The following is a 2,030-nucleotide window of genomic DNA, read 5'->3' as shown; positions in this document are numbered from 1 at the left end:
CGCCGGAGTGGCCCGGGTTGGATCGAGTTGCATGACGTGATTGGCGATGAACAGACTGTAATAACGATACGCAACCAGATAAATAGCCACCGCAGCGACGACAATCCAGAGTGCGTTGATGGCTTCGCCGCGGCGCAACGCAACCACTCCCAGGGAACAGGCCCCGAGAATCGCAACAATCAGCCAGGGCACATGGCGCAGCAGACTATTATTGTTTTTCATTTTTTTATTTTTCCAACTGAGTGGACTTGGATGAACAGCCACACGAGTTTAGCGCCGATGCAGCGAAAGGCCACCCCCTATCAGGGTCTGGCGTGAGTTTTCGCCTATAGTCAAAGTTCTCAAGGAGAAGTCGGCTTATGACAGATTCCCACGAAGACCGTCGGCGTTTTACACGCATCGCTTTCGATGCCAAGACTGAACTCACTCAGGGCTCGAAAAGCTGGCCGGTCACACTGATTGATCTGTCACTCAAGGGCTTGCTGATCGAACGGCCCATGCCTTGGCTGGGTAACCCGGATGAGTTATTCATTGTGGATATCCATCTGAACATCGACATCGACCTGCAGATGGAAGTCCACCTGACTCACGACGCTCACAATCACTTGGGGTTTGTTTGCGAGCACATCGGACTGGAGTCAGTGACCCACCTACGCAGACTCATCGAGCTGAATCTGGCCGACCACGACGAGTTGGATCGGGAGTTGGCAGCGCTAATCGAGATTTGATGATCTGCTGGAGATCCCCCCGTCGTCCAGACGTCGCGCGGTCGCGCAGCAAACACGGACCTGTTGATACTCTGTTCCTGGTCAAGCTCGGTCGATCAGTTGTAGGAGCGAACGTGTTCGCGAGGGTGTCTCAGGCGCACCGTGTCGGTCGCCTCGCCAACACGTTGGTTCCTACAAAACTATTGCCGCCCATGGATAAACGCAGCGGGTGTGACGTTACTCAAACAACGCATCCAGCGCTTGATCCAGCCTTGTCACACCAATGACCGTCAGCCCCGGCGGTGATTCTTTTGGCGCGTTACCTTTGGGCACAATGGCGCGTTTAAAGCCATGTTTGGCCGCTTCTTTCAAACGCTCCTGACCGCTGGGCACGGGACGAACTTCGCCAGACAACCCGACCTCGCCAAACACCAGCAAGTCATTGGGCAGCGGACGATTACGCAGGCTGGACATCACCGCCGCCATCAGCGCGAGGTCGGATGCCGTTTCCAGAACCTTTACTCCGCCGACCACATTGAGAAACACGTCCTGATCGTGCGTCGGAATGCCACCATGCCGATGCAAAACTGCCAGCAGCATCGCCAGGCGATTCTGATCCAACCCCAAGGTGACCCGACGCGGATTGGACAAATGGCTGTCATCCACCAACGCCTGCACTTCGACCAGCATCGGCCGCGTGCCTTCCCATGTCGCCATGACCACGCTGCCCGCGACTTCATCCTGCGCTCGCGTCAGAAAAATCGCCGACGGGTTGGAAACTTCTTTCAGCCCTTTGTCGGTCATCCCGAACACGCCGAGTTCGTTGACGGCGCCGAAGCGGTTCTTCACTGCCCGCAACAAACGCAGGCGACCATCCGATTCGCCCTCGAAATAAAGCACCGTATCGACCATGTGCTCAAGAACGCGAGGGCCGGCCAGCGCACCTTCCTTGGTCACGTGCCCCACGAGGAAGATCGCCGTACCGCTTTGCTTGGCATAACGCACCAGCAACGCCGCGCTTTCACGTACCTGAGACACACCACCGGGCGCCGACTGGAGCTGTTCGGTGAAAATGGTCTGGATCGAGTCGATCACCATAACCTTGGGCTGCTCGACTCGCGCCGTGGCAATGATGGTTTCAATATTGGTTTCGGTCATCACCTTGAGCTTGTCCTGCGGCAGGCTCAAACGCCGGGCGCGCATGGCGACTTGCTGCTGCGACTCTTCACCCGTGACATACAGCGCGGGCATGCGCTCAGCGATGGCGCACAGGGTTTGCAACAAAATGGTGGACTTGCCAATGCCGGGGTCACCGCCGATCAG

Annotated in this window: 3 protein-coding genes; 1 reads left to right on the top strand and 2 read right to left on the bottom strand. The window is 57.1% G+C overall.

What is annotated here, in order from left to right; translation table 11 throughout:
• On the bottom strand, positions 1 to 222 hold a 222-nt coding region (locus VGC62_RS17590), incomplete at its 3' end, for a carbon starvation CstA family protein (protein WP_331188355.1).
• A gap of 137 nt (positions 223 to 359) precedes the next feature.
• Between VGC62_RS17590 and VGC62_RS17585 the strand changes: the two genes are divergently transcribed.
• Entirely contained in the window at positions 360 to 728 is a 369-nt protein-coding gene (locus tag VGC62_RS17585; RefSeq protein WP_331188354.1) for a PilZ domain-containing protein, read from the top strand.
• 216 nt (positions 729 to 944) lie between these two features.
• On the opposite strand, the gene radA is transcribed toward VGC62_RS17585, so the two are convergent.
• Positions 945 to 2,030 (bottom strand): DNA repair protein RadA (radA, locus tag VGC62_RS17580; RefSeq protein WP_331188353.1); only part of this gene is annotated, 1,086 nt, incomplete at its 5' end.

Source organism: Pseudomonas sp. (assembly GCF_036404235.1).
Classification (GTDB): Bacteria; Pseudomonadota; Gammaproteobacteria; order Pseudomonadales; family Pseudomonadaceae; genus Aquipseudomonas.
This window is presented reverse-complemented; position numbering and strand designations above follow the sequence as displayed.

Excerpts from the sequence above, each read along its gene's own strand:
- VGC62_RS17585 (WP_331188354.1), top strand. The coding sequence starts at position 360 with ATGACAGATTCCCACGAAGACCGTCGGCGTTTTACACGCATCGCTTTC.